The organism is Bacillus sp. FSL R7-0166, assembly GCF_038008935.1.
Taxonomy (GTDB): domain Bacteria; phylum Bacillota; class Bacilli; order Bacillales; family Bacillaceae; genus Bacillus; species Bacillus altitudinis.
Genome location: NZ_JBBPAC010000001.1, coordinates 114,165 through 140,527, shown reverse-complemented (window position 1 = coordinate 140,527; position 26,363 = coordinate 114,165). Strand labels below are relative to the sequence as shown.

Genomic DNA, 26,363 nt, shown 5'->3' with positions numbered 1-26,363 from the left:
AATTTCCCTCCTTCTTTTTAAGATTTACGCTTCAAAAATTTCGATTTCTTTGCTGTCAGCAGTTAATTTCACGATCGCTTTTCTGCGACGGCTAGTCATACCAGTGTAGCGTCCAACGCGTTTTGATTTACCTTTGTAGTTTTGAACGTTGACTTTCTCAACTTTCACTCCAAAGATCTCTTCAACAGCGTCTTTCACTTCTGTCTTGTTAGCTCTGACATCAACTTCGAACGTGTACTTCTTCTCTGTCATTAGATCAGCAGAACGTTCAGTAATGATAGGGCGCTTTAGAACATCACGAGGATCTTTCATTATGCAAGTCCCTCCTCTACTTTTTCAACCGCTGCTTTAGTGATCAGAAGTTTGTCGTGGTTGACAACGTCAAGAACGTTGATACCGTTAGCTTCAACAACTGTTACTCCAGGGATGTTACGAGCAGATAAAGCAACTGTTTCGTTTGCATCCGCAGTGACGATCAACGCTTTCTTCTCAACAGATAACCCTTTAAGGATGCCTGCGAATTCTTTCGTTTTCACTGCATCAAGAGTAAGATCTTCAAGAACGATGATGTTGTTGTCGATTACTTTAGAAGACAATACTGACTTGATAGCCAAGCGGCGAACTTTTTTAGGTAATTTATAAGAATAGCTGCGTGGTGTTGGACCGAATACGATACCGCCTCCGCGCCATTGTGGTGAACGGATAGAACCTTGACGAGCACGACCTGTACCCTTCTGTCTCCAAGGTTTACGACCTCCGCCACGTACTTCAGAACGAGTTTTTACTTTGTGAGTTCCTTGACGTAAGGAAGCTCTTTGCATAAGAATAGCATCGAATACTACGCTTTCGTTTGGCTCAATTCCAAACACAGAAGCGTTTAATTCGATTTCACCGTTAGTAGAACCGTTTTGGTTAAATAATGCTACTTTTGGCATGACTTGTTTCCTCCTTTCCTAAGAGAGTTATTTAGTTTTAACTGCACTCTTTACAGTTACTAGAGATTTTTTAGCTCCTGGTACGTTACCTTTGATCAAAAGAAGATTGCGTTCTGCATCAACTTTAACGATCTCAAGATTTTGGACAGTGATTTGCTCTCCGCCCATACGTCCTGGAAGAAGTTTACCTTTGAATACTCGGTTTGGATCAACAGGTCCCATTGAACCAGGACGACGGTGGTAACGTGAACCGTGAGTCATTGGTCCGCGTGATTGTCCGTGGCGTTTGATAGCCCCTTGGAATCCTTTACCTTTTGATGTTCCTGTTACATCTACGATATCTCCATTTGCGAAAATATCAACTTTGACTTCCTGACCAACTTCATACGCATCTAACTCCACACCGCGTAATTCTTTTACGAAGCGCTTAGGAGCAGTTTCCGCTTTAGCAACGTGGCCTTTCTCTGGTTTGTTAGAAAGCTTCTCACGTTTGTCGTCAAAACCGATTTGGATTGCTTCATAGCCATCCGTGTCAGTAGTCTTCTTCTGAAGAACAACGTTAGCAGCAGCCTCAACAACAGTTACAGGGATAAGATCACCGTTTTCTGCGAATACTTGCGTCATACCAATTTTTCTACCTAAGATTCCTTTGGTCATTCGTCACACCTCCTATAATATGTGTTTTCTATTTGAATTAAAGTTTGATTTCGATATCTACACCGGATGGTAAATCTAAACGCATAAGTGCATCAACTGTTTGCGGAGTTGGATTCACGATGTCGATTAGACGTTTGTGAGTACGCATCTCGAATTGCTCACGAGAATCTTTGTACTTATGCACCGCACGAAGGATTGTGTAAACTGATTTTTCAGTTGGAAGCGGGATTGGACCAGATACACTAGCACCAGAACGCTTAGCCGTTTCAACAATCTTCTCAGCAGATTGATCAAGAATTCTATGATCATATGCTTTTAAACGAATACGAATTTTTTGTTTTGCCATTATTTTCCCTCCTTTTCGCCTACTTACGTTAGACAGTTCTCCGTGAGAAAAACCTGATCACCTTGCCATGGCAAAGCGGCCGGGTGTGTCAGCAACCTCTCACTTCATCGCAGTCAAAGACCAACATGCACTATTGTACCAAATTGGCCTGCGTGTTGCAATAATAAATCGGATAAATTTATGATTTGCACACTTTTCATATTATACAGGGGTTCAGCCTATAAATCAAGCTTTCCCTGAAGATGATGTGTAGCTGTCTTCCTGACGATACGAATAAATTCTTCTGGCTCTTCAATATGCGGAGAATGCGCAGATTCTTTAAAAGTAAACCACTCTTTTATTGGTGCTGTAAGTTGATCAACATATGGTTTTGAAACAGCAGCTGGTGTAATCATGTCATGTTCCCCGATGATAAAGTAGCAGGGTATTAATATAGAAGAAACTCGGTATTGAATGCTTTCGTTCATCAGCTCGTCCCACAGCATATCCTGGCTATACTTCTGTCCCATAAGGAATTTCCACTTATCTTTTAGCTGATAATGCTTACTAACAAGAAATGCATACAGCATTTGAAAAAGTGGCTTCCACCTATGCGTGAGCCCTACTTTTGCGAACTCTTTATATAGAGAGAACAAAGCATGAGCAGAGGTGCGTTTCCAAGGGGGTGGTGTCAGCAATCTTAGACATCTAGTGAAGAAATGCTTGCCTTGATATTTTTTTAGAAGAAGTTCGTACGATACAATATCCTCTTTTAATACATCAACTACCTGACTAATTCCATAATAGGCATGATACAAATCTGGTCGTTTATGTACAGCTTGTATCGCAATTAATGATCCCCATGAATAACCCGCAATGTATATTTTCGTTTGATCATTATAAGAAAGCAGTTTTTCTGTAAGCTCAATCGTATCCTCTATGAATTGCCCAATGGTCATAGAAGACTCAGGAATGTCTTTTTGATAAGACAGTCCTGCACCGCGTTGGTCCCAATGAACAACAGTGAAGTCTTGATCAAGTTCCTTATGAAAGGAATCGATATAACTCATTTGAGCTGAGCCTGGGCCACCGTGTAAAAATAATAAAACAGGTTTTGTTTTTTCTGCTTGATCTTCTTTTATCATAATCCATTGATCAAGCCCGCCAATCAGCCACTTTTTCAACATTGTCTTCGCCATTCCAGTGATCCTCTCGGTTCCATTTAGATTCTATAGCTTATAGTAGCCGTTATGCACTGGAAAAGCAAAAAAAGAGACCCTTTTGCAAGGAGTCTCTTTTTAACTGTTATTACTTAATGATAGTAGAAACGACGCCAGAACCTACAGTACGTCCACCCTCACGGATAGAGAAACGAGTTCCTTCTTCGATAGCGATAGTAGAGATAAGTTCAACTTCCATCTCAGTGTTATCGCCAGGCATTACCATTTCAGTACCTTCTGGAAGATGTACGATACCAGTTACGTCAGTTGTACGGAAGTAGAACTGCGGACGGTAGTTAGTGAAGAATGGAGTATGACGTCCACCCTCTTCTTTAGAAAGTACATAAACTTCAGCTTTGAAACGGCTATGTGGAGTGATTGTACCTGGTTTAGCAAGTACTTGACCACGTTGGATATCTTCACGAGATACACCACGAAGTAGTGCACCGATGTTGTCACCAGCTTCAGCATAGTCAAGAAGTTTACGGAACATTTCAACACCTGTAACAGTTGTTTTACCGTTTTCTTCTTGAAGACCGATGATTTCAACTTCGTCACCGACTTTAACTTGTCCACGCTCAACACGACCAGTAGCAACTGTTCCACGACCAGTGATTGAGAATACGTCCTCAACTGGCATCATGAATGGCTTCTCAGTGTCACGCTCTGGAGTTGGGATGTACTCATCAACCGCATCCATAAGTTCGAAGATTTTTGCTTCGTAATCAGCATCACCTTCAAGAGCTTTAAGAGCAGAACCTTTGATAACTGGTACATCGTCACCAGGGAAGTCATAGTCAGAAAGAAGGTCACGAACTTCCATTTCAACAAGTTCAAGTAACTCTTCATCGTCAACCATGTCACATTTGTTAAGGAATACTACGATGTAAGGAACACCTACGTTACGAGAAAGTAGGATGTGCTCACGAGTTTGTGGCATTGGACCATCAGCAGCAGATACTACTAAGATCGCGCCGTCCATTTGAGCAGCACCAGTGATCATGTTTTTAACATAGTCAGCGTGTCCTGGGCAGTCTACGTGTGCATAGTGACGAGTTTCAGTTTCATACTCAACGTGTGCAGTTGAGATTGTGATTCCACGCTCACGCTCTTCTGGAGCACCATCGATTTGGTCATAAGCCATAGCTGTACCTTTACCAGATTTCTTATGAAGAACTGTTGAGATAGCAGCAGTTAGAGTTGTTTTACCATGGTCAACGTGTCCAATTGTACCAATGTTAGCATGCGATTTGGAACGGTCGAATTTTTCTTTAGCCATTCTAAAAATCCTCCTTAAAGGTTCATTGTATTTGGTATGAGTGATAGAAAGTGAAGAGTTACCTCTCACTTTCTGATCTTCAATAGTAGTTATACTTTAGTTTAAAGGCAAAATCAATTATTCACCTTTATTTTTTTTGATGATTTCTTCACTGATGCTCTTAGGCACTTCTTCGTAGTGATCCATGTGCATAGTGAAAGTACCGCGTCCTTGTGTGTTAGAACGGAGTGCAGTTGCATATCCGAACATTTCAGAAAGTGGAACCATAGCGCGAACAACTTGAGCGTTACCGCGAGCTTCCATACCTTCTACACGTCCACGACGAGATGTGATATCACCCATGATGTCTCCCATGTATTCTTCTGGGATAACGACTTCTACTTTCATCATTGGCTCAAGTAGAACTGGGTTACATTTGCTGACAGCATTTTTCAATGCCATAGATGCAGCAATTTTAAACGCCATTTCGTTAGAGTCAACATCGTGGTAAGATCCATCGAATAATTTTGCTTTGATGTCGATTAATGGGAATCCAGCTAATACACCATTTTCTAGTGAATCTTCAAGACCTGCTTGAATTGCTGGAATGTATTCACGTGGAACAACCCCACCGACGATTGCATTTGTGAATTCGAAGCCTGCGCCTTCTTCGTTTGGTTCGAATTCGATCCAAACGTGTCCGAACTGACCGCGTCCACCAGACTGACGTACGAATTTACCTTCAACTTTTGCACTAGAACGGAATGTTTCACGGTACGCAACTTGAGGAGCTCCTACGTTAGCTTCAACCTTGAACTCACGCTTCATACGGTCAACAATGATATCAAGGTGAAGCTCACCCATACCAGAGATGATCGTTTGACCAGTTTCAGTGTTTGTTTGTGTACGGAATGTTGGATCCTCTTCAGCTAGTTTAGCTAAAGCGATACCCATTTTATCTTGGTCAGCCTTAGATTTAGGCTCGATAGCTACATCGATAACTGGCTCTGGGAATTCCATAGACTCAAGGATAACAAGATTTTTCTCGTCACAAAGAGTATCACCAGTAGATGTATCTTTAAGACCAACAGCTGCTGCGATATCCCCTGCATATACAGTAGAGATTTCTTCACGGCTGTTTGCGTGCATTTGAAGGATACGTCCAACGCGCTCACGCTTGTTCTTAGAAGAGTTCTTCACGTAAGAACCAGAATCAAGTGTTCCAGAGTATACGCGGAAGAAAGTTAGTTTCCCAACATAAGGGTCAGTCATAACTTTAAATGCAAGAGCTGCGAATGGTGCGTCATCAGTAGACTCACGTACAACCTCTTCATTTGTATCTGGCAATGTACCTTTGATTGCAGCAACATCAGTTGGTGCAGGAAGGTAGTCAAGCACAGCGTCAAGTACAAGCTGAACACCTTTGTTTTTGAAAGCAGATCCAACAAGAACTGGGTAGAATTCAACATTCAACGTTCCTTTACGGATTGCAGCTTTCAATTCAGGAATTGTGATTTCTTCACCCTCAAGGTATTTTTCCATAAGCTCTTCATCAAGCTCAGCGACAGCTTCAATTAAGCTGCTGCGAAGCTCTTCAGCTTTGTCTTTATACTCAGCAGGGATTTCTTGTGCATCAGAGCGAGTTCCAAGGTCATCTTCGTAGAAGTATGCTACGTTTTCTACAAGGTCGATGATTCCTTCGAATTGATCTTCAGCGCCGATCGGCAATTGAATTGCATGAGCGTTCGCTTGAAGACGATCTCTTAATGTGCTTACAGAGTAAAGGAAGTCCGCACCGGTTTTATCCATTTTGTTAACGAATACGATACGAGGTACTCCGTAAGTTGTTGCTTGGCGCCAAACTGTTTCAGTTTGAGGCTCTACACCTGATTGTGCATCAAGAACAGCAACCGCACCATCAAGTACACGCAAAGAACGTTCAACTTCAACAGTGAAGTCTACGTGTCCTGGTGTATCAATGATGTTTACACGGTAACCTTTCCATTGTGCTGTAGTAGCAGCAGAAGTGATTGTAATACCACGTTCTTGCTCCTGCTCCATCCAGTCCATTTGTGAAGCTCCTTCGTGAGTTTCACCAATTTTATGGATACGACCAGTGTAGTACAAGATACGCTCAGTCGTTGTCGTTTTACCGGCATCGATGTGAGCCATGATACCAATATTACGAGTTTTGTCTAAGGAGAACTCTCTTGCCATTGGGTAATTTCTCCTTCCTTATTAGGGAATAGTTTTTTTAGTTTGGTATAAATCCTACCAGCGGTAGTGAGCGAATGCTTTGTTCGCTTCTGCCATTTTGTGTGTATCTTCACGTTTCTTAACAGCAGCACCAGTGTTGTTAGCTGCGTCAAGGATTTCGTTAGCAAGACGCTCTTCCATCGTTTTTTCTCCACGAAGACGAGCGTAGTTTACTAACCAGCGAAGACCTAAAGTCGTACGACGATCTGGGCGAACTTCTACAGGAACTTGGTAGTTAGCTCCACCTACACGACGTGCTTTAACTTCAAGAACTGGCATGATGTTTTTCAAGGCTTGTTCGAAAACCTCCATCGCTTCATTACCAGTACGTTCTTTGATGATATCAAATGACTTGTAGAGAATAGTTTGTGACTTTCCTCTTTTACCGTCGATCATCATTTTGTTGATCAAACGAGATACAAGTTTAGAATTGTAAATTGGATCTGGCAAAACGTCTCTTTTTGCTACAGGACCTTTACGTGGCATCTGAATAGCCTCCCTTCTCTTTTAAAAGGATTTCTATCTGTCTTTCATCTCAATTTCATTGTCAGCTGCCTGACTCCACTGATCTGAACTCAACTTCTAAAAACCCTTATGTTTGTTTATATTATTTGCTTTGTTTAGGGCGTTTTGTTCCGTATTTAGAACGTCCTTGCATACGACCGTCAACTCCGGCAGTATCAAGCGCACCACGAACGATGTGGTAACGTACACCCGGTAAGTCTTTTACACGTCCGCCACGGATAAGTACTACACTGTGCTCTTGTAGGTTATGTCCGATACCAGGAATGTAAGCTGTTACCTCAATCAGGTTAGACAAACGTACACGAGCATATTTACGTAGTGCTGAGTTTGGTTTTTTCGGTGTCATTGTACCGACACGAGTACAAACCCCGCGCTTCTGTGGAGATGTTACGTTAGTGTGCTCTTTTTTGAAACTGTTGTATCCTTTGTTAAGTGCAGGAGACTTTGAGTTTTCAACTTTACTCACGCGTCCTTTGCGTATTAGCTGATTAATTGTAGGCATGTTGTTATTCCTCCCTTCATTACTTTTTTTATAACCCACATACCCAGGTGGTTCATCAAAAGGCAAAAAACAATGCTTTTGCATTTTAAGCATGCAAAAACAAAACAAGTACGCTATAACATAATGGCAACAGCTGCTGCCCCAACTTCAATTCCGCAGGCCTTGCCGAGCTTTTTCATGGAATCTACCACTAAAATGTCTACACCCTTCTCTTGCGCTAGTTTCATTACACTAGCGGTTAAAGCAGGATCAGCATCTTTCGCTACGACGATTTCCTTCACTGAATCTCGTTTCAGAGCTTTTACTGTTTGCTTCGTACCAATAATAATGGATTGAGCCTGTGATACTTTATCATAAGACATCGAATATCCTCCAAAGTAACAGGTTTTATTTTGAGCACCTTGGTTATATTATCATCATGGCAGAAGGATGTCAATATCGTTTGACAGATTATCTTGACATCCTTCACCATTTTTTGATGATTTTTATAGAAATCTTAAGAGAAAGATTACTCTACAGGAACCATATCGTCAGACGGCTGCACTTGTGAAACCGGCTTAACTTTACGGTAGTTTGGCATTCCAGTTCCAGCAGGAACAAGTTTACCGATGATGACATTCTCTTTCAAGCCAAGCAGTTCATCACGTTTTCCTTTGATCGCCGCATCTGTTAGGACACGAGTCGTTTCTTGGAAGGATGCTGCAGACAAGAATGAGTCTGTTTCAAGCGATGCTTTTGTAATACCAAGAAGAACTGGACGGCCTGTTGCAGGACGTTTGCCTTCGAATAGTACTTTTTTGTTCGCTTCTGTGAATTGGTGTACATCAAGAAGTGTGCCTGGTAATACATCTGTATCCCCTGCATCAGCGACACGCACTTTACGAAGCATTTGGCGAACCATTACTTCTACGTGCTTATCTCCGATTTCTACCCCTTGCATACGGTATACTTTTTGTACTTCATGAAGCAGATATTCTTGAACAGCTGTCATATCAGTCACTTTAAGAAGTTCTTTCGGATCGATTGAACCTTCTGTCAGTACTTGACCACGAGTGACTTTGTCACCTTCAACAACTTTCAGACGTGCATTGTAAGGAGCTGTGTAAGAGCGAGTTTCAACTTCGCCTTGAACCACAATTTCCTGTTGCTTGTCACGAACATCGTTAATTTCAGCAACGACACCATCAATTTCAGAAATGGTTGCCTGCCCTTTCGGATTACGCGCTTCAAATAACTCTTGGATACGAGGTAAACCTTGAGTGATATCGTCTCCTGCTACCCCACCGGTGTGGAACGTACGCATTGTAAGCTGTGTTCCTGGCTCACCGATCGATTGTGCAGCGATGATTCCAACTGCTTCACCGACTTCAACGTCAGTACCAGTTGCAAGGTTACGGCCGTAGCATCGTTTACATACACCATGAGGCGTGTTACATGTAAATGCAGAACGGATCCATACTTCCTCGATTCCTGCTTCAACTACTTCGAGTGCTTTATCTTCATCAATTAGTTCGTTTTCGCCAACAATGACTTCGCCCGTTTCAGGATGAACAATTGGTTTTCTTGCAAAACGTCCGATCAGACGTTCTTCAAGTTTCTCAATAATTTCATTTCCTTCTTTAATGGACTTCGCCAAGATTCCACGGTCTGTACCGCAATCTGTTTCACGGATGATAACATCCTGTGCAACGTCAACGAGACGACGCGTGAGGTAACCTGAGTCAGCTGTTTTAAGAGCTGTATCGGCAAGACCTTTACGCGCTCCGTGAGTGGAAATAAAGTATTCCAATACTGTTAAACCTTCACGGAAACTAGATTTAATCGGAAGTTCAATGATACGTCCAGCCGGGTTGGCCATCAGACCACGCATACCAGCCAGCTGAGTGAAGTTAGATGCGTTACCACGCGCTCCAGAGTCACTCATCATGTAGATAGGGTTGACTTCATCAAGGGACTTCATCAGTTTACCTTGGATGACATCTTTAGAAGAACTCCAGATCGAAATGACTCTCTCGTAACGCTCTTCTTCAGTAATCAAACCACGTCTGAATTGCTTCATGACGTTATCTACTTTTGCTTGCGCTTCTTCGAGGATCTTCTGTTTATCATCTAATACGACGATATCAGACACCCCAACCGTAATACCCGCTTTAGTAGAGTATTTGAAACCAAGATTTTTCATGCGGTCAAGCATTTTAGATGTTTCAGTGATATGGAATCTCTTAAAGATTTCCGCAATGATTTTACCTAAAATACCTTTTTTGAACGGCGCATTGATTTCTTGTTTCTCGATCGCAGCTTTGACATCTTCACCTTTTTCAAGGAAGAAGCGGTCAGGCGTTTTTTCTTCAATATTGCTCTTAGTCGGTTCATTCATGTATGGGAATGATTCCGGTAAGATTTCGTTAAAGATTAGTTTTCCAACTGTTGTAATCAACAATTTAGAACGCTGTTCATCAGTGAATGTCACATTCTTCAACGAGTTAGCTGCAACAGCTACACGTGTATGAAGATGCACATACCCATTTTGATAAGCTAGAAGGGCTTCGTTCGTATCTTTGAAGACCATACCTTCTCCGATAGCACCTTTACGCTCAAGTGTAAGGTAGTAGTTACCTAGCACCATATCCTGAGATGGCGTAACAACAGGTTTTCCATCTTTCGGGTTCAAAATGTTTTGAGCAGCAAGCATTAAGATACGAGCTTCAGCTTGAGCTTCAGCAGATAATGGTACGTGAACCGCCATTTGGTCACCATCAAAGTCAGCGTTGTAGGCAGTACATACAAGTGGATGCAGACGAATTGCGCGTCCTTCCACAAGTGTAGGTTCAAACGCTTGAATACCAAGTCTGTGAAGAGTTGGTGCACGGTTTAGTAAGACTGGATGCTCACGAATCACTGATTCTAAAACATCCCAAACTTCCGGCTGCACGCGCTCAATCTTACGTTTCGCGCTCTTAATGTTGTGAGCTAATCCTTTTTCAACAAGCTCCTTCATCACGAATGGTTTGAATAGTTCAAGAGCCATTTCTTTCGGAAGTCCACACTGATACATTTTCAAATGTGGTCCAACGACGATAACGGAACGTCCAGAATAGTCAACACGTTTACCAAGCAAGTTTTGACGGAAACGCCCTTGTTTCCCTTTCAGCATGTGAGAAAGAGATTTCAATGGTCTATTTCCTGGTCCTGTTACTGGTCGGCCTCTACGTCCATTATCAATCAAGGCATCGACAGCTTCTTGAAGCATACGCTTCTCGTTCTGAACGATGATGCTTGGCGCGCCAAGATCTAATAAACGTTTCAGACGATTGTTACGGTTGATGACACGACGATAAAGGTCGTTCAAGTCAGAAGTAGCAAAACGTCCGCCATCAAGCTGAACCATTGGACGTAATTCTGGTGGAATAACCGGAAGTACATCAAGGATCATCCAAGACGGTTTGTTTCCTGAGTTACGGAAAGCTTCCAACACTTCAAGGCGTTTGATCGCACGTGTACGACGCTGTCCTTGAGCTGTTTTTAGCTCTTCTTTGAGTGTATCTACTTCTTTCACAAGATCGATATCTTGAAGAAGTTTGTTAATTGCTTCTGCACCCATAGCTGCTTGGAAGGTGTTACCGTATTTATCTAAATAAGCACGGAATTCTTTCTCAGAAAGAAGTTGTTTCTTCTCAAGCGGTGTGTTGCCCGGATCAGTCACGACGTAAGAAGCGAAGTAAATCACTTCTTCTAACGCACGTGGTGACATATCTAGAACAAGACCCATACGGCTTGGGATACCTTTGAAATACCAAATGTGGGAAACTGGGGCAGCCAGTTCGATATGCCCCATTCTCTCACGACGGACTTTTGCCCGTGTTACTTCTACACCACAACGGTCACATACAACACCCTTATAACGAACGCGTTTATACTTTCCACAATGACATTCCCAGTCTTTTTGCGGTCCGAAGATACGTTCACAAAAGAGACCATCTTTTTCCGGTTTCAGTGTACGATAGTTAATCGTTTCAGGCTTTTTCACTTCACCAAAAGACCAAGAACGGATTTTATCAGGTGATGCGAGACCGATGTTCATATACTCAAAATTGTTCACATCTAGCAAGGGGCCTACCTCCCTTTTAATCTTCGGGTTATACCCTAGTCACTTGCTCTAATCGTTTCTGCTATTCTTTTGTGACTGCGTCACGTTCAAGATCGACAGGTGCGAGGTCTGCAGCATCTTCGTCATTAGATAACGCTAATCCGTCTGCTTTCTTCGTTTCCTCATCGTCTTCTAAATCTCTCATTTCTATCTCTTCTTCATCGCCAGATAGGATTTTCACATCCATACCTAAACTTTGAAGTTCTTTAATTAATACTTTGAATGATTCAGGGACACCTGGTTCAGGTACGTTATCCCCTTTGACGATCGCTTCGTATGTTTTCACACGACCCACAACGTCATCCGATTTTACAGTTAAGATTTCTTGAAGTGTATATGCTGCACCGTAAGCTTCAAGTGCCCATACTTCCATCTCTCCGAAACGCTGTCCACCAAACTGTGCTTTACCGCCCAGTGGCTGCTGCGTAACAAGTGAGTATGGTCCAGTTGAACGTGCGTGAAGTTTATCGTCAACCATGTGAGCCAGTTTAATCATATACATGATTCCAACAGAAACACGGTTGTCGAATGGTTCACCAGTTCGACCGTCATAAAGGACTGTTTTCGCATCACGGGACATACCTGCTTCTTCAAGCGTTTCCCAAACATCTTCCTCACGAGCACCATCAAATACTGGTGACGCAATGTGGATGCCTAGGTAACGTGCAGCCATACCCATATGAAGCTCAAGTACCTGACCGATATTCATACGAGATGGCACCCCTAGAGGGTTTAACATGATATCAATCGGTGTTCCATCTGGAAGATACGGCATATCTTCTTCTGGAAGGATTTTGGAGATAACCCCTTTGTTACCATGTCGTCCGGCCATTTTGTCACCTTCAGAAATTTTACGCTTCTGAACGATGTATACACGGACTAACTGGTTAACACCTGGTGGTAATTCATCTCCATCTTCACGGTTAAAGACTTTGACATCGTGGATGATTCCGCCGCCGCCGTGTGGTACACGTAGAGACGTATCACGCACTTCACGAGCCTTTTCACCGAAGATTGCATGTAATAGACGTTCTTCAGCTGTTAGTTCTGTTACACCTTTAGGCGTTACTTTCCCGACAAGAAGGTCTCCGTCTTTTACTTCTGCACCAATACGGATGATTCCACGCTCGTCAAGGTTGCGTAAAGCATCTTCCCCAACGTTTGGAATATCACGCGTAATTTCTTCTGGTCCAAGCTTTGTATCACGAGCTTCTGATTCATATTCTTCAATATGAATAGAAGTGTAGACGTCATCTTTTACAAGGCGCTCACTCATAATGATCGCATCCTCATAGTTGTAACCGTCCCAAGTCATGAAGCCGACCATGACGTTACGTCCTAGAGCCAATTCACCTTTTTCCATAGAAGGACCGTCTGCAAGGATTTCTCCTTTGACGACTTCATCTCCAACACTTACAATTGGGCGCTGGTTGTAGCAAGTCCCTTGGTTAGAGCGGACAAATTTCAGCAAGCTGTATTTGTCTAGGTTTCCTTTGACTTGTTGTCCGTCAACGTCTTCATAACGGCGAACCCAAATATTTTTCGCTTCAACACGTTCTACAACACCTGGGTAGCGGCAGATCACAGCAGCACCAGAGTCTTTACCTGATACATACTCCATACCTGTACCAACAATTGGTGATTCCGGCTGCATCAAAGGCACAGCCTGACGTTGCATGTTCGCTCCCATTAGAGCACGGTTAGAGTCATCGTTTTCTAAGAATGGGATACATGCTGTCGCTGCAGAAACAACCTGCTTCGGCGAAACGTCCATGTAGTCAACGCGGTTTCGAGGAACAACGGTGTTTTCTCCTCTGAAACGAGCAATGATATTATCATCAATAAACGAACCATCTTCACCTAATATAGCGTTCGCTTGTGCTACTACGTAGTTATCCTCTTCATCAGCCGTTAAGTAATCGATTCTCGGCGTCACTTTACCTGTTTCAGGATCAACCCGACGGTAAGGTGTTTCGATAAATCCGAAGCGGTTCACTTTCGCAAATGAAGATAGAGAGTTGATCAAACCAATGTTTGGACCCTCTGGTGTTTCAATCGGACACATACGACCATAGTGAGAATAGTGAACGTCACGAACTTCCATTCCTGCACGCTCACGTGTCAAACCACCCGGTCCAAGCGCTGATAGACGACGTTTGTGTGTCAATTCAGCAAGCGGGTTTGTTTGATCCATGAACTGAGAAAGCTGAGAGCTACCAAAGAACTCTTTGATAGAAGCGATCACAGGACGGATGTTGATCAGCTGCTGAGGTGTGATCGTGTTCGTGTCTTGAATCGACATTCTTTCACGAACAACACGCTCCATTCTGCTTAAACCAATACGGAATTGGTTTTGCAGAAGTTCACCTACAGAACGCAGACGACGGTTACCAAGGTGATCGATATCATCTGTGTCACCTACTCCATGAAGTAGGTTAAAGAAGTAACTGATTGAAGCAATGATGTCAGAAGGCGTGATGTTCTTCACAGCTTCCTCTACATATGCATTACCAATCACGTTGATCACTTGCTCGCCTTCTTGATCAGTTGGTGCGTAAATCTTGATAGATTGAAGTTCTACTTCATCCTCTACTACGCCACCGTTTGGATAAAGCTTTCTAAATCCGATGCCGTTTTCTAAGTATGGAAGAACTTTATCAAGCACTCTTCTATCTAAAATTTGACCTTTTTCTGCTAGGATTTCACCTGTTTCAGGATCAACTAGCGTTTCAGCCAATTTTTGATTGAATAGTCTATTTTTAATATGAAGCTTCTTATTAATCTTGTAGCGTCCAACATTTGCTAAGTCATATCTCTTCGGATCAAAGAAGCGAGAGTCTAGCAAGCTTTTCGCATTTTCAACAGTTGGCGGCTCTCCAGGACGAAGACGCTCGTAGATTTCGAGAAGTGCTTTATCAGCATTCTCTGTATTGTCTTTTTCCAACGTGTTGCGTAAGTATTCATTCTCGCCAATGAGGTCAAGAATCTCTTGATCAGAGCTGAAGCCGAGAGCACGCAAAAGAACCGTAACCGGCAACTTACGTGTGCGATCGATGCGTACATAGACTACATCCTTCGCATCAGTTTCGTATTCTAACCATGCGCCACGGTTTGGAATGACAGTCGCAGTAAAACCTTTTTTACCGTTTTTGTCTACTTTACCACTGAAATATACACTTGGAGAACGTACTAACTGAGAAACGATTACACGTTCCGCACCATTAATGATAAAAGTACCTGTGTCTGTCATGATTGGGAAATCACCCATAAACACATCTTGGTCTTTTACTTCTCCAGTTTCTTTGTTAATTAAACGAACTTTTACTCTTAGTGGAGCAGAGTAAGTTACATCACGTTCTTTTGATTCTGCTACAGGATACTTAGGATCCCCTAGGCTGTAATCAATGAATTCAAGAGAAAGGTTACCAGTAAAATCCTCAATTGGGGATATATCTTGAAACATCTCTCTAAGACCCTCATCAAGAAACCACTGATAAGAAGAGGTTTGAATTTCAATGAGATTTGGTAATTCTAACACTTCGCTTATGCGTGCGTAGCTTCTGCGCTGGCGGTGTCGTCCATACTGAACTAGTTGACCTGTCAACTGATTCACCCCTCAAATCATGCGTATTATATGTGTAAAAAGTATTTCTGTCTTTCAAATGTCAGTAAAGAAATACTTTTACAAGACAAAAGAAAAAAGGGTTTCTAAAATAAGAAAACCACATCCAAAAACAAATACCGATTTTATTAGTTTTCCCAAGTATGCATAATTTATACAAAATAGTTGTTTTTTAAGCCTATCAAGCAAAATATACACATTGGCATTTTATAATGTTAACACAGCTAGGAAACTGCGTCAAACTTTTTTAGCTTTGATAATATAGTAGCCCTTTTTTTTCATAACGACCGTCACTTCTCCAAAAAGCTGCTCTAATTTCTCAATCGCAGATGGTCCACCTTGTTTTTTCTGAATAACCACCCACAACTCACCTTCCGGCAATAAATGATCAGCACTTTTTTCAAAGATCGCATGTACTACTTTCTTCCCTGCCCGTATTGGGGGATTGGTCAGTATAGAGGCAAAAGCAGCTGATGAATGAACATTCGAGAACAAATCACTTTGATAGATGCGGACATTATCAATGCGATTATGCTTAGCGTTTTCCTTTGAAAGTTCGACTGCTCTTTCGTTCACATCAATCATATGAATGGTGCGGCCTGTCATTTCGTTTGCTAACGATAAGCCGATCGGTCCATAACCGCAACCGACATCTAAGACGTCGCCATCCAAGTCAGGTTCTTCAAAAGCTTCAATTAAAAGCCTCGAACCATAGTCGACTTCTTTCTTAGAAAACACTCCACTGTCACTTGTAAAAGTAAAGCTACGGTTTCTCAAGGTGAAGTCCCATGTCTGTTTATTGCTTTTCACTGATGGCTTTTCCGTATAATAGTGGTCACTCATGGTGAATGGACCTCCTCTGGATTCAATCGTTTCAGGAGATAAGAAAAGAAAAAGCCCGCCAGTAAAAGCGAGCTTTCCCAAAAGATTAGGCGAAGATTACTTAACTTCTACAGAAGCGCCAACTTCTTCAAGCTTAGCTTTAAGTTCTTCAGCTTCTTCTTTAGCAATACCTTCTTTAAGTGGTTTTGGAGTGTTGTCAACAAGTTCTTTAGCTTCTTTCAAGCCAAGACCAGTGATTTCACGAACCACTTTGATAACTTTGATTTTTTGGTCTCCAGCACCAGCAAGTACTAGATCAAAATCAGTTTTTTCTTCAGCAGCAGCACCGCCACCAGCAGCTACAGCTACAGGAGCAGCAGCAGTTACGCCAAATTCTTCTTCGATTGCTTTTACTAAGTCGTTTAACTCAAGTACAGTTGCTTCTTTAACTGAAGCAATGATTTCTTCGATATTTAAAGCCATTTGTAATTCCTCCATTTTTAAGTTTTTTACGTCAAGTACGCATTAAGCGCCTTGTTCTTCTTTTTGATCTGCAACTGCTTTAGTAGCAAGAGCAAGGTTACGAACTGGAGCTTGAAGAACGCTAAGCAACATAGATAGTAAGCCTTCGCGAGACGGAAGTTCCGCAAGAGCCTTCACTTCTTCTACAGTCGCTACGTTTCCTTCGATAACACCAGCTTTGATTTCTAAAGCTTCGTGGCTTTTCGCAAATTCGTTGATGATTTTCGCAGGTGCGATAACATCTTCGTTACTGAATGCGATAGCGTTTGGACCTGTTAAGAAATCGTTTAAACCCGTTAGTTCAACTTGTTCAACTGCACGGCGAGTCAAAGTATTTTTGTAAACTTTGAATTCTACGCCAGCATCACGAAGCTGTTTACGAAGTTCAGTCACTTCAGAAACTGAAAGACCGCGGTAATCTACAATTACAGTAGACAAACTGTCTTTAAATTTAGAAGTAATTTCATCAACGACAACTTTTTTAGTATCGATTGCATTGCTCATGGTTACACCTCCTGTACATTCTTTGTGTAACACTTATACCGATCAGGCCATCACGTTCCTAACGAACGGTTCTCCATATAAAAAGCCTCCATTAAGACATGGAGGCTGTATATACAAGCATACGTTAACGTAAGACTGTGACATATACACCTCGGCGGGTTAATTAAGCCATAAGGCCCCTGCTGTCTACGGTATAAATGATTATTCTATTTTACAACATTTTGATATTATCAAAACGGTTGTGACAAGTCAAGAATTATTTTGCAGAGAAAGAAGATGGGTCCACTTTCACGCCAGGGCCCATAGTAGATGTAACAGAAACGTTTTTCACGTATACACCTTTAGCCGCTGCAGGTTTTGCTTTAAGGATTGTGTCATAGATTGTTGCAAAGTTCTCAACAAGCTTTTCGTCCTCGAAAGAAACCTTTCCGATTGGCGCGTGGATGTTACCAGCTTTATCAACGCGGTATTCTACTTTACCAGCTTTGATTTCATTGATTGCTTTTTCTACTTCGAAAGTTACAGTTCCTGTTTTAGGGTTTGGCATAAGACCTTTTGGTCCAAGTACACGACCGATCTTACCAACTTCACCCATCATGTCAGGTGTCGCAACGATTACATCGAATTCGAACCAGCCTTGTTGGATTTTAGTGATGTAATCAGAATCTCCAACGTAGTCTGCTCCAGCAGCTTCTGCTTCTTTTGCTTTTTCGCCTTTAGCGAACACAAGAACGCGTTGAGTTTTACCAGTTCCGTTAGGAAGTACAACTGCACCGCGGATTTGTTGATCGTTTTTACGAGGGTCTACGCCCAAACGAAAAGCAACTTCTACAGTCGCATCAAATTTCGCTGTATTTGCTTTTTTTGTAAGAGAAACAGCTTCAGCTACATCATACGCTTTTGTACGATCGATCAGCTTAGCAGCTTCTACATACTTTTTACCTTTTTTAGCCATTATAAAAATCCTCCTTATGTGGTTTTAGCGGAATAACCTCCCACGAATAAGGGTTGCGAACTTGTCAAAACCAAACTCGCAACCCAACAAGACAAAAAATTAATCTTCGATGACAATACCCATACTGCGTGCAGTACCTTCAACCATGCGCATAGCTGATTCAACGCTAGCAGCGTTTAAGTCAGGCATTTTTGTTTCCGCGATTTCGCGTACTTTATCACGCTTAACAGTTGCCACTTTATTACGGTTAGGTTCACCAGAACCAGACTCAATACCAGCTGCTTTTTTAAGTAAAACTGCAGCAGGTGGAGTTTTAGTAATAAATGTAAATGAACGGTCTTCAAAAACCGAAATTTCAACAGGAATGATAAGACCAGCTTGGTCAGCTGTACGAGCGTTAAACTCCTTACAGAATCCCATGATATTAACACCGGCTTGACCTAGTGCAGGTCCAACTGGTGGAGCTGGGTTAGCTTTTCCAGCAGGAATTTGCAATTTAACAACTTTAACTACTTTTTTAGCCACGAGACACACCTCCTTAAAGTCCGTGATGTGGTAATAGGGGAATCCCCCTCCCACTCAACAACTTCATTCTTTATATGAATGACGAAATAACTAGCTAGCGATCTTGAGCGAACTCAAGACGTACCTTTGCTATATTACCACTTCTATACACTCATTTCAAGCTCTTTTAAATTACAATTTATCGATCTGTGTGAACTCAAGTTCCACAGGAGTTTCTCTACCAAACATATTAACGAATACTTTGACTTTGCTTTTATCATAATCAATCTCTTCGATAGAGCCTGTGAAGTTAGCAAATGGTCCATCGATGACCTTGACTGTTTCTTTTAGTTCAAAGTCGATTTCTGTCTTGCGCTCTTCAAGTCCCATTCTCTTCAGAATGGTTTCTGCTTCGCCAGGTAATAACGCTGTCGGCTTAGAGCCTGATCCAGCTGATCCAACGAATCCTGTCACACCTGGTGTATTACGAACGACATACCAAGAATCGTCAGTCATGACGATTTCTACCAACACATATCCAGGGAATACTTTCTTTTTCACTACTTTTTTCTTACCGTTTTTAATGTCCGTTTCTTCTTCTTCTGGTACAACAACGCGGAAAATTTTATCCTGCATGCCCATTGATTCAACACGCTTTTCCAAGTTCGCTTTCACTTTGTTCTCATAGCCAGAGTACGTATGCACAACATACCAATTCTTTTCCATTTTCGTTCAGGACTATTTAGTCCTTCCCTCCCCACATTTCGTAATGTCTATTTGACGAATCTCGAGTACCGGTAAATATTTTCAAGCAATTGAAAAAACCCGTAAAACGGGTTTTTTGGCAAGTCATATTATGATCTATTATAGCACGTTCAGCAGACCATTATTCAAGTATTAATGAATTAATTCGATTAATTGTGAGATTCCTATATCAAGAAAAGAGAAAAAGATGGCAAAAAATACGACTGTTAAAATAACAGTGATCGTGTAGCGGACCATTTCGTTTTTCTTTGGCCAGCTGACCTTTTTCATTTCTTTCCCGACACTTTTTAAGAAACTGATAATACGCATGTAAAAGACCTCCACAGATTAAAGAACGCAAATCCTACTTCGTTTCTAAATGTGTTTTATGTGAATTACAAGTCTTGCAATATTTCTTAACTTCTAATCTTTCAGCTGCTGAAGCAACACTTTTCATTGTCGTATAATTGCGGCTTCCGCAGTCTTTACAGGCTAGAGTAATCTTTTTCCTCATATTTACACCTATTTTCTCGACATCATTTCCTTAGTACCTTATCACAGTGTCGAAAAAGCTGTCAATATAGGTTTGATTAGAGACTGATCTCGCGCAGCTCTAAATATTTCTCTAATTTTCTCTTTACTCTTTGGAGTGCGTTATCAATTGATTTCACATGACGGTTTAAATCTTCAGAAATCTCCTGATAGGACCTACCATCAAGATAAAGCACAAGTACCTTTCTTTCCAGCTCGCTTAGTAATTCACCCATTTTCATTTCAATATCATCAAATTCTTCTTTGCTAATGATTAAATCTTCTGGGTTAAGCGCTTTAGCACCGGAAATGACGTCCAATAATGTTCTGTCCGATTCTTCATCGTATATCGGCTTGTCTAATGATACATAGGAATTTAACGGGATATGTTTTTGGCGAGTAGCTGTTTTAATTGCGGTGATAATTTGGCGGGTAATACATAATTCTGCAAAAGCCTTAAATGAAGTAAGCTTGTCCTCTCTGAAATCGCGGATAGACTTATAAAGTCCGATCATCCCCTCTTGGACAATGTCCTCTCGATCCGCTCCAATCAAGAAATAAGATCTTGCTTTCGCACGTACAAAATTGCGGTATTTCGTTATTAAATAATCTAGCGCATCACTATCTCCGACATGAACCCTTTCAATGACTTGTTCATCTTCCAACTGGCAAAATTGCTCTCTGATGGACTTACCCTTGCTGTTGTTTAGATTCACTTCGATCCCCCCGACCGCACCTAGATAGAAATATTATACAATAATGGTTGAAATATCGTCAAGCTATTCCAAGTTTCCCCGCCGCCATTTTTCAAACGTTTTCAATACATCTTCTGACAATTCAATTTTGGATGCTGGTTTATCAGAAGTAATCTTTTTGACACGTGTTTCAATCTTTCGTTCAATCACTTCTATCTCTCTTAATAGCTCACGTGCTGACTTACGAAGTGCACCCTGACCAAAAATTGCCCATTGTTCTGTATAATCAGAGGTCGCCACATGAATTTGCGTCCGAATGTTATTTAAGTCTTGTGCCAATTTTTCAATCCGCTCATCAGCCGTTTCATTTTCTCTTGTAAAGATGACCTCTACTCGGTGGTTTGTCCGCTTCTTTTCGATTCCTTTGACCATATGGGCATCGAATACGACAATGACTCGATACCCTGTATATGCTTGATATTCTGCTAAATGTTGAATCAGCACGTCTCTGGCTTCTTCAAAGCTGTTTTCTTTTAAGTGCTGCAAACGAGGCCATGCACCTATCATGTTGTATCCATCGACTAAGAGGATGTCCATCTCTATTCTCCTAACGGATAACGTTTTCGATACACTTCATACATCAATAGACTAGCGGCAACTGATGCATTTAATGAAGTGACCTTCCCGGCCATTGGCAATTTAATCAAGAAATCACATTTTTCCTTAATCAATCGGCCAATTCCTTTTCCTTCACTGCCAATGACAAGAGCGAGAGGCATCGTGCCATCAAATTGTCTGTAGTCCTGCTTCGCAGATGCATCTGTTCCTGCGACCCAAATTCCTCTTTCTTTCATTTCATCAAGAGCTCTGGAAAGATTGGTTACTTTTGCGACCGGGATATGTTCAATGGCTCCAGTAGATGCTTTCGCAACAGTTGTCGTCAAGCCTACCGCTCGTCGTTTTGGAATGACGATTCCATGTGCACCAACAGCATCGGCCGTACGCATGATCGACCCTAAATTGTGCGGATCTTCAATTTCATCTAAGATGATGAAAAATGGTTGTTCATTCCGCTTTTCAGCAATTTGATACAGATCGTCCAATTCTGCATATTCATATGCTGCTACTTGTGCAACGATTCCCTGGTGCTGACCTGTTACCATCTGATCAAGCTTTTTCCTCGGAACATACTGAATGGTGATATTTTGCTTTTTCGCGAGTTCAATGACCTGCTGGGCTTGTCCTTTTACAGTGTTTTCTGCCATCCAGAGCTTGTATAACTCCCGATCTGACTTCAGTGTTTCAATCACTGCATTTTTCCCAATCACATAATCATGTTGCTGACTCATTTGTCTTCCTCCCTGACGTTCCGATTTCAATCGCCTGACTAATCAACTCTTCTAAGCGTTCGTCCTGCTTCTCGATAAATAAATAACCCATGAGCGCTTCAAACGCTGTACTATAACGATACGTTTGAACGTCTGTGTTTTTAGGCACTGTGCCTGATTTTGCATTTCTTCCTCTTTTCAGCACCGCTTCTTCCGCTTCTGTGAAAAAGCCCTTCTGCTGAAGCTCAAATAAAATAGCGGCCTGAGATTTAGCTGAAACGATCTTACTTGCACGTTTATGAAGCTCATTTGGTTTGGTCGCCCCCATTTGGAGGAGGTGATGCCTCACGTATACTTCAAAAATGGCATCACCCATATAAGCAAGCGCAAGTCCGTTCAACTGTTTTCCGTCTTTCAGCTTTTCAAAATTCAACATGACCTATTCTCCTCTTTTCCAGCGCGTACCTTGAGGAGTGTCCTCCAATACAATATTCATGCTCTTTAACTGGTCACGAATTTGATCAGACAATGCGAAGTCACGATTCCTTCTAGCTTCATTCCGCTTCTCAATTAATGCTTCTACCTCTTCGTCAAGCGTGTGCTTTTCTTCTAGTGAGAAGCCGAGGACGGATGTGATTTCTTGGAACAAGCCAATAAATGCCTTGATCACTTCCTCGGAAGTATGATCATTTTCCATATAGTAATTCGCTTGTTTCGCTAGTTCAAATAAAACAGAGATGGCATTTGCCGTATTGAAGTCATCATTCATTTCAGAAATAAATGTCGCACGCTGCTCTTCAATCTTTGTCAGCCATTCCGTGTTATCCTCTGTTAAATTGGTACTGCTCTCAAGGCGATGATGTAGATTTGAATAAGATGTTTTGAGTCTGTTAAATGCACTCTTTGTACTTTCCAATAAGTCAATGGAGTAATTGATTGGATGACGATAGTGAACCGACAGCATAAAGAAACGAAGCACATCTGGATCTTGTTCTTTAATAATGTCATGTACGAGCACAAAGTTCCCAAGTGATTTTGACATTTTTTCATTCTCAATATTAATATACCCGTTATGCATCCAATACTTCGCAAAAGGTTTTCCTGTCAAAGCCTCAGATTGAGCAATCTCATTCTCGTGATGAGGGAACGTTAAATCCTGTCCGCCAGCATGAATGTCAATCGTATCGCCTAAATACTTTTTGACCATCGCAGAGCACTCGATGTGCCAGCCTGGCCGCCCTTCTCCCCACGGGCTATCCCAAGAAATCTCCTGATCCTTTGCGGCCTTCCATAATGCAAAGTCGAGTGCATCCCTTTTCTTTTCACCTACACGAATACGGGCACCTGTCTTTAATTCATCAATCGATTGGTGAGACAGTTTTCCGTAGCCTTCAAATGAGCGTGTGCTGTAATACACGTCACCATCTGCTTCATAGGCGTAGCCTTTTTCAATCAATGTGGCGATAAACGCAATGATATCATCCATATTTTCTGTCACTCGCGGGTGAAGGTCTGCTTTTTTGCAGCCTAATGCACTGACGTCCTCAAAGTATGCTTGGATAAATCGATCAGCAATCGTTGGGACATCCTCGCCTAATTCATTTGCTGCTTTGATGAGTTTATCATCCACATCAGTAAAGTTGGATACGAAATTCACATCATAGCCGCTATATTCTAAATACTTACGTACCGTATCATATACAATGGCCGGTCTTGCATTCCCGATATGAATGTAGTTATACACGGTTGGTCCGCATACATACATTTTGACCTTTCCTGGTTCAAGCGGGACAAACTCTTCCTTCTTACGTGTCAATGTATTATAAATATTGATTGTCATGATTGTTCTTCCTTTCTGCTCAATGAAGCCAGCTCACGTTTTAGCTTTTCCATTTCTCGCTCCAATTCTTTGAAACGATCAGAAACTGGATCTGGCAAATCTTGATGATTGAGATCACGATTGATTTTCTTTCCATTTTGAACGACCACTCGCCCAGGTATACCTACAACAGTAGAATGGTCTGGTACGTCTTTTAACACAACAGACCCCGCACCAATCTTGGACCCTTTTCCTACGGTAATAGAACCGAGCACCTTAGCACCAGTCGCAATCAGCGCATCGTCCAAAATAGTTGGATGCCGCTTTCCCTTTTCTTTCCCTGTTCCCCCTAATGTCACGCCTTGGAAAACAGTGACGTTATCGCCAATTTCACATGTTTCCCCAATCACGACGCCCATGCCGTGATCAATAAAGAACCGCCGGCCGATGGTTGCTGCTGGGTGAATCTCAACCCCTGTGAAAAACCGGCTGACCTGAGAAATGATCCGCGCAAGAAAATACAGCTTACGCTTGTAAAATGCATGCGCAACACGATGAGCCCAAATCGCATGAAGCCCTGAATAGGTTAGCACTACTTCAAGATAGCTTCTAGCAGCAGGATCTTGATCAAACACAGTATCAATATCTTCTTTCAGCATTTTGAAAAACACATGCTCCCCCCGTTCTTCCCCATCAATCTCTCTTAGGACTTGCTCTCTTTTTTGGACAAATAAAAAACGCCTCTGCCATATGACAGAGACGTTTTGAAAACGCGGTTCCACTCTGTTTAGAAAGCCTCTTATTGCAAACTTTCTCAACTTCATCCCATAACGGAGGGTACCGCCCTTGCATACTAACATACGTGTTCCTCAAGGGTCTTGAGGGTGCATTTCCAACGTCTGCCCATAAGTCTCTTTCAGCCGGTGAAGACTCTTTCTGTGATAGGCGAAAACATTGTACTTCTCCCTCGCAACGATTTTCCTTATATTTGTTTAATGCGGTTTAATACCGTCTCTTTACCTAGTAGTTCAATACTTTGCGGAAGCTCTGGGCCATGCGTTTGTCCAGTGACAGCCACACGAATTGGCATGAATAGTTTCTTACCTTTATGCCCTGTTTCTTTTTGTACCGCTTTAATGGCAGCTTTGATTTCATCAGGTGTGAAAGACTCAAGACGTTCAAGCTGACCTGCAAACGAAGCCATCACTTCTGGTACTTGCTCTTCTGCAAGAACTTCCTTTGCCTCTTGATTATACTCAATTTGTTCCTTAAAGAACAACTCTGTTAACTCAACAATTTCTGCTCCGTAGCTCAATTGCTCGTGGTATAGAGAAATGAGTTTGCGCACCCACGTGTTTTCTTCTTCTGACAGCTGCTCGCTTACCTTGCCTGCCTTTTGAAGATGTGGAAGTGTAAGTGCCACAACTTGATCAAGATCAAGTGCTTTTACGTATTGGTTATTCACCCATTTTAGTTTATGCATATCAAATAGAGCTGGTGACTTAGAAAGTCGATTGACATCGAAAATATCGATGAACTGCTCTTTTGTAAATAGTTCCTCTTCGCCAACTGGAGACCATCCAAGTAGTGCAATGAAGTTAAACAAAGCTTCTGGTAAATAGCCCAAGTTCTTATACTGTTCGATGAACTGGATAATTGATTCATCACGCTTGCTTAATTTCTTGCGGTTCTCGTTTACAATCAGCGTCATATGTCCGAACAGCGGAACATCCCAGCCAAATGCATTGAAGACCATAATTTGTTTAGGTGTATTCGAGATGTGATCCTCACCACGAAGAATGTGAGTCATTTTCATCAAATGATCATCCACCGCTACAGCGAAGTTATACGTTGGTGTACCATCTTTCTTCACAATAACAAAGTCACCGATGCCGTCTGTTTCAAATGAAATCTCGCCTTTGACCATATCGTCAAATTTGATGATTTCTCCTTTAGGCACTCGGAAGCGGATGCTTGGCTCTCTTCCTTCAGCAATCAGCTTGTCCTCTTCTTCTTTTGATAAATGACTGCATTTACCAGAGTATCGAGGCATTTCACTGCGGGCAATTTGTGCTTCACGCTCTTCTTCTAGTTCTTCAGCCGTACAATAGCACTTATACGCCAAATCTTTCTCTAGCAGCTCGTCATAATATTTTTTGTAAATATCATTACGCTCTGATTGTCTGTAAGGACCGTAGCCCCCATCTTTATCAATGCTCTCATCCCAATCAATTCCGAGCCACTGCAGGTGGCGAAGCTGGCTTTCTTCTCCGCCTTCTACATTACGCTTTTGATCCGTATCCTCGATTCGAATAATAAATTTGCCGCCTTGGCTGCGTGCGAACAAATAGTTGAAAAGAGCCGTTCTAGCATTCCCAATATGTAAATGACCAGTTGGACTCGGTGCATAACGAACACGCACTTCATTTCCCATGAGTTTAACTTCCTTTCATCTGCATCATGTTGTCTGACACCAATTTTTTATAAACGTA

The 26,363-nt window shown here is 41.9% G+C and carries 27 protein-coding genes and 2 other annotated features; all 27 genes read right to left on the bottom strand.

The window, feature by feature from the left end; all coding sequences use genetic code 11:
• Window positions 1-24: 24 nt before the first annotated feature.
• Window positions 25-312: a 50S ribosomal protein L23 gene (rplW, locus tag NST01_RS00745; RefSeq protein WP_003217016.1), complete on the bottom strand. Its 288-nt coding sequence runs from the start codon at window positions 310-312 to the stop codon at window positions 25-27.
• A complete protein-coding gene (rplD, locus tag NST01_RS00740) occupies window positions 312-935 on the bottom strand; it encodes a 50S ribosomal protein L4 (RefSeq protein ID WP_007496312.1) in 624 nt (207 codons plus the stop codon). Before rplD ends, rplW begins: the two co-directional genes overlap by 1 nt.
• 27 nt (window positions 936-962) lie before the next feature.
• The gene (gene rplC, locus NST01_RS00735) at window positions 963-1,592 is read right to left on the bottom strand and encodes a 50S ribosomal protein L3 (RefSeq protein ID WP_007496311.1); all 630 of its coding nucleotides are present in this window, start codon (window positions 1,590-1,592) and stop codon (window positions 963-965) included.
• 37 nt (window positions 1,593-1,629) lie between these two features.
• Complete coding sequence (rpsJ, locus tag NST01_RS00730) at window positions 1,630-1,938, bottom strand: 30S ribosomal protein S10 (RefSeq protein ID WP_003156464.1); 309 nt, start codon at window positions 1,936-1,938, stop codon at window positions 1,630-1,632.
• Between the two features lie 218 nt (window positions 1,939-2,156).
• Window positions 2,157-3,116 (bottom strand): alpha/beta fold hydrolase, encoded by a 960-nt coding sequence (locus tag NST01_RS00725; protein ID WP_341041310.1) that lies wholly within the window; start codon window positions 3,114-3,116, stop codon window positions 2,157-2,159.
• 109 nt (window positions 3,117-3,225) lie between these two features.
• Window positions 3,226-4,416, bottom strand: coding sequence for an elongation factor Tu (gene tuf / locus NST01_RS00720; RefSeq protein WP_007496302.1), 1,191 nt, complete (start codon window positions 4,414-4,416; stop codon window positions 3,226-3,228).
• Between the two features lie 117 nt (window positions 4,417-4,533).
• On the bottom strand, window positions 4,534-6,612 hold the full coding sequence (gene fusA, locus NST01_RS00715) for an elongation factor G (protein WP_007496301.1): 2,079 nt from the start codon (window positions 6,610-6,612) through the stop codon (window positions 4,534-4,536).
• A 54-nt stretch (window positions 6,613-6,666) separates the two neighbouring features.
• Window positions 6,667-7,137 carry a 30S ribosomal protein S7 gene (rpsG, locus tag NST01_RS00710; protein ID WP_003216884.1) on the bottom strand — a complete coding sequence of 157 codons (471 nt, stop codon included), beginning with the start codon at window positions 7,135-7,137 and terminating at the stop codon, window positions 6,667-6,669.
• 121 nt (window positions 7,138-7,258) lie between these two features.
• Entirely contained in the window at window positions 7,259-7,678 is a 420-nt protein-coding gene (rpsL, locus tag NST01_RS00705; RefSeq protein WP_003216962.1) for a 30S ribosomal protein S12, read from the bottom strand.
• A 113-nt stretch (window positions 7,679-7,791) separates the two neighbouring features.
• Window positions 7,792-8,040, bottom strand: coding sequence for a 50S ribosomal protein L7ae-like protein (locus tag NST01_RS00700; protein ID WP_008345416.1), 249 nt, complete (start codon window positions 8,038-8,040; stop codon window positions 7,792-7,794).
• A gap of 146 nt (window positions 8,041-8,186) precedes the next feature.
• Entirely contained in the window at window positions 8,187-11,786 is a 3,600-nt protein-coding gene (gene rpoC / locus NST01_RS00695) for a DNA-directed RNA polymerase subunit beta' (protein ID WP_007496298.1), read from the bottom strand.
• 61 nt (window positions 11,787-11,847) lie between these two features.
• Window positions 11,848-15,429: a DNA-directed RNA polymerase subunit beta gene (rpoB, locus tag NST01_RS00690; protein ID WP_007496297.1), complete on the bottom strand. Its 3,582-nt coding sequence runs from the start codon at window positions 15,427-15,429 to the stop codon at window positions 11,848-11,850.
• A 255-nt stretch (window positions 15,430-15,684) separates the two neighbouring features.
• Window positions 15,685-16,290 carry a class I SAM-dependent methyltransferase gene (locus tag NST01_RS00685; RefSeq protein ID WP_007496296.1) on the bottom strand — a complete coding sequence of 202 codons (606 nt, stop codon included), beginning with the start codon at window positions 16,288-16,290 and terminating at the stop codon, window positions 15,685-15,687.
• Between the two features lie 96 nt (window positions 16,291-16,386).
• Window positions 16,387-16,752, bottom strand: coding sequence for a 50S ribosomal protein L7/L12 (gene rplL, locus NST01_RS00680; protein ID WP_008345418.1), 366 nt, complete (start codon window positions 16,750-16,752; stop codon window positions 16,387-16,389).
• A gap of 42 nt (window positions 16,753-16,794) precedes the next feature.
• The gene (gene rplJ, locus NST01_RS00675; protein WP_007496293.1) at window positions 16,795-17,295 is read right to left on the bottom strand and encodes a 50S ribosomal protein L10; all 501 of its coding nucleotides are present in this window, start codon (window positions 17,293-17,295) and stop codon (window positions 16,795-16,797) included.
• Window positions 17,296-17,364: 69 nt separating this feature from the next.
• Window positions 17,365-17,505 (bottom strand) — a sequence feature (ribosomal protein L10 leader region).
• 46 nt (window positions 17,506-17,551) lie between these two features.
• Entirely contained in the window at window positions 17,552-18,250 is a 699-nt protein-coding gene (gene rplA, locus NST01_RS00670; protein WP_017359164.1) for a 50S ribosomal protein L1, read from the bottom strand.
• 99 nt (window positions 18,251-18,349) lie between these two features.
• On the bottom strand, window positions 18,350-18,775 hold the full coding sequence (rplK, locus tag NST01_RS00665) for a 50S ribosomal protein L11 (RefSeq protein WP_003216956.1): 426 nt from the start codon (window positions 18,773-18,775) through the stop codon (window positions 18,350-18,352).
• 171 nt (window positions 18,776-18,946) lie between these two features.
• Window positions 18,947-19,480, bottom strand: a complete 534-nt coding sequence (gene nusG / locus NST01_RS00660; protein ID WP_003217197.1) for a transcription termination/antitermination protein NusG — start codon at window positions 19,478-19,480, stop codon at window positions 18,947-18,949.
• 171 nt (window positions 19,481-19,651) lie between these two features.
• Window positions 19,652-19,828, bottom strand: coding sequence for a preprotein translocase subunit SecE (secE, locus tag NST01_RS00655; protein WP_008345422.1), 177 nt, complete (start codon window positions 19,826-19,828; stop codon window positions 19,652-19,654).
• 34 nt (window positions 19,829-19,862) lie between these two features.
• Window positions 19,863-20,012, bottom strand: coding sequence for a 50S ribosomal protein L33 (rpmG, locus tag NST01_RS00650; protein ID WP_008356502.1), 150 nt, complete (start codon window positions 20,010-20,012; stop codon window positions 19,863-19,865).
• Window positions 20,013-20,088: 76 nt separating this feature from the next.
• Window positions 20,089-20,745: an RNA polymerase sporulation sigma factor SigH gene (sigH, locus tag NST01_RS00645; protein WP_008345424.1), complete on the bottom strand. Its 657-nt coding sequence runs from the start codon at window positions 20,743-20,745 to the stop codon at window positions 20,089-20,091.
• A gap of 63 nt (window positions 20,746-20,808) precedes the next feature.
• Complete coding sequence (gene rae1 / locus NST01_RS00640) at window positions 20,809-21,321, bottom strand: ribosome-dependent mRNA decay endonuclease Rae1/YacP (protein ID WP_007496285.1); 513 nt, start codon at window positions 21,319-21,321, stop codon at window positions 20,809-20,811.
• A gap of 2 nt (window positions 21,322-21,323) precedes the next feature.
• A complete protein-coding gene (gene rlmB, locus NST01_RS00635; protein ID WP_017359163.1) occupies window positions 21,324-22,073 on the bottom strand; it encodes a 23S rRNA (guanosine(2251)-2'-O)-methyltransferase RlmB in 750 nt (249 codons plus the stop codon).
• Window positions 22,057-22,488 carry a Mini-ribonuclease 3 gene (locus NST01_RS00630; RefSeq protein ID WP_046342446.1) on the bottom strand — a complete coding sequence of 144 codons (432 nt, stop codon included), beginning with the start codon at window positions 22,486-22,488 and terminating at the stop codon, window positions 22,057-22,059. Before NST01_RS00630 ends, rlmB begins: the two co-directional genes overlap by 17 nt.
• 3 nt (window positions 22,489-22,491) lie before the next feature.
• Window positions 22,492-23,892, bottom strand: coding sequence for a cysteine--tRNA ligase (cysS, locus tag NST01_RS00625; protein ID WP_008345429.1), 1,401 nt, complete (start codon window positions 23,890-23,892; stop codon window positions 22,492-22,494).
• Complete coding sequence (cysE, locus tag NST01_RS00620) at window positions 23,889-24,542, bottom strand: serine O-acetyltransferase (RefSeq protein WP_017366453.1); 654 nt, start codon at window positions 24,540-24,542, stop codon at window positions 23,889-23,891. Before cysE ends, cysS begins: the two co-directional genes overlap by 4 nt.
• An 81-nt stretch (window positions 24,543-24,623) precedes the next feature.
• Window positions 24,624-24,853: a binding site (T-box leader), on the bottom strand.
• Window positions 24,854-26,305 carry a glutamate--tRNA ligase gene (gltX, locus tag NST01_RS00615; protein WP_035391581.1) on the bottom strand — a complete coding sequence of 484 codons (1,452 nt, stop codon included), beginning with the start codon at window positions 26,303-26,305 and terminating at the stop codon, window positions 24,854-24,856.
• Window positions 26,306-26,363 lie beyond the last annotated feature (58 nt).

Bases quoted from the DNA above. Each gene is read 5' to 3' on its own strand.
- rplL (WP_008345418.1), bottom strand. From the start codon at position 16,752: ATGGCTTTAAATATCGAAGAAATCATTGCTTCAGTTAAAGAAGCAACT.
- rpmG (WP_008356502.1), bottom strand. From the start codon at position 20,012: ATGAGGAAAAAGATTACTCTAGCCTGTAAAGACTGCGGAAGCCGCAAT.
- rpsJ (WP_003156464.1), bottom strand. From the start codon at position 1,938: ATGGCAAAACAAAAAATTCGTATTCGTTTAAAAGCATATGATCATAGA.
- NST01_RS00630 (WP_046342446.1), bottom strand. From the start codon at position 22,488: ATGTTGAATTTTGAAAAGCTGAAAGACGGAAAACAGTTGAACGGACTT.
- NST01_RS00725 (WP_341041310.1), bottom strand. From the start codon at position 3,116: ATGGCGAAGACAATGTTGAAAAAGTGGCTGATTGGCGGGCTTGATCAA.
- cysS (WP_008345429.1), bottom strand. From the start codon at position 23,892: ATGACAATCAATATTTATAATACATTGACACGTAAGAAGGAAGAGTTT.
- NST01_RS00700 (WP_008345416.1), bottom strand. From the start codon at position 8,040: ATGTCTTATGATAAAGTATCACAGGCTCAATCCATTATTATTGGTACG.
- NST01_RS00685 (WP_007496296.1), bottom strand. From the start codon at position 16,290: ATGAGTGACCACTATTATACGGAAAAGCCATCAGTGAAAAGCAATAAA.
- fusA (WP_007496301.1), bottom strand. From the start codon at position 6,612: ATGGCAAGAGAGTTCTCCTTAGACAAAACTCGTAATATTGGTATCATG.
- nusG (WP_003217197.1), bottom strand. From the start codon at position 19,480: ATGGAAAAGAATTGGTATGTTGTGCATACGTACTCTGGCTATGAGAAC.
- rplC (WP_007496311.1), bottom strand. From the start codon at position 1,592: ATGACCAAAGGAATCTTAGGTAGAAAAATTGGTATGACGCAAGTATTC.
- rplJ (WP_007496293.1), bottom strand. From the start codon at position 17,295: ATGAGCAATGCAATCGATACTAAAAAAGTTGTCGTTGATGAAATTACT.
- rplA (WP_017359164.1), bottom strand. From the start codon at position 18,250: ATGGCTAAAAAAGGTAAAAAGTATGTAGAAGCTGCTAAGCTGATCGAT.
- rpsL (WP_003216962.1), bottom strand. From the start codon at position 7,678: ATGCCTACAATTAATCAGCTAATACGCAAAGGACGCGTGAGTAAAGTT.
- rpsG (WP_003216884.1), bottom strand. From the start codon at position 7,137: ATGCCACGTAAAGGTCCTGTAGCAAAAAGAGACGTTTTGCCAGATCCA.
- tuf (WP_007496302.1), bottom strand. From the start codon at position 4,416: ATGGCTAAAGAAAAATTCGACCGTTCCAAATCGCATGCTAACATTGGT.
- rlmB (WP_017359163.1), bottom strand. From the start codon at position 22,073: ATGAGTCAGCAACATGATTATGTGATTGGGAAAAATGCAGTGATTGAA.
- rplW (WP_003217016.1), bottom strand. From the start codon at position 312: ATGAAAGATCCTCGTGATGTTCTAAAGCGCCCTATCATTACTGAACGT.
- gltX (WP_035391581.1), bottom strand. From the start codon at position 26,305: ATGGGAAATGAAGTGCGTGTTCGTTATGCACCGAGTCCAACTGGTCAT.
- rplD (WP_007496312.1), bottom strand. From the start codon at position 935: ATGCCAAAAGTAGCATTATTTAACCAAAACGGTTCTACTAACGGTGAA.
- secE (WP_008345422.1), bottom strand. From the start codon at position 19,828: ATGCGTATTATCAGTTTCTTAAAAAGTGTCGGGAAAGAAATGAAAAAG.
- rae1 (WP_007496285.1), bottom strand. From the start codon at position 21,321: ATGGACATCCTCTTAGTCGATGGATACAACATGATAGGTGCATGGCCT.